Genomic DNA, 776 nt, shown 5'->3' with positions numbered 1-776 from the left:
GTGCAAAGCAAGCAAGTATTCAAAGTTTCTTACGATCATAGATTTTCTTCTGATAGAGTTGATTGAATTTTATACTTTTATGAAAAAACCTGTGCACGCTTCGATCTGCGTTCAACCTTGATCACGCAGGTGGCACGCATGAAAGGCTGTTGTGCGCAGTGCCCATTCAGTAGGCTCGGCTCGTCATCGGCGGCCAGCACCACAACGCACGGGACAGCCAATAGCGCGAACACAGGTGCTTCGCGCTGTAGGGCGAGTCGTCCTCATGTAGCTTAGCAGTTGGCGCGTTCTGGAAGGGAAGAAGCGGGAGTGGTGAAGCACGCAACCGCAAAAGGCGGTGCTAAGCTCTTGAGCTGCTCGGGTCGTGGCCGCGAGTCGTTGAAGCGGCCAGAGAATGGAGCCTGCCGTGGCCGTTGTGGAGTAGCTAGTACGCCATGCCCCCGGCGTTTCCTTGGCTGCGATTGACGGGCGTACCTGGCGGCAGATCAATAACAGCCATTTATGGATGAAGGAACGAGTGGAGTAAGGCAGATGAAGATATTCACGATTGGATTCACTAAGACCTCCGCGCGATCCTTCTTCACCAAATTAGGTGATTCTGGTGCCAAACGCCTAGTCGATGTTCGTCTGAATAATGTTTCGCAATTGGCCGGCTTCGCAAAGCGCGAGGATCTTCGGTATTTTTCCGAGGCGTTGTGTGGGATGGAATATGAGCACCTGCCAGCATTTGCTCCAACCAAGGACATGGTCGAGGCATATAAAATAAAAGGGGGAGA

The 776-nt window shown here is 52.3% G+C and carries 1 protein-coding gene; it reads left to right on the top strand.

The features are described from left to right. Positions 1-531: 531 nt before the first annotated feature. A partial coding sequence (locus AC3XQU_RS22740; RefSeq protein ID WP_489876432.1) for a DUF488 family protein occupies positions 532-776 on the top strand: 245 nt, incomplete at its 3' end.

The organism is Telluria sp. AZSoR62 (assembly GCF_058111565.1).
This window is presented reverse-complemented; position numbering and strand designations above follow the sequence as displayed.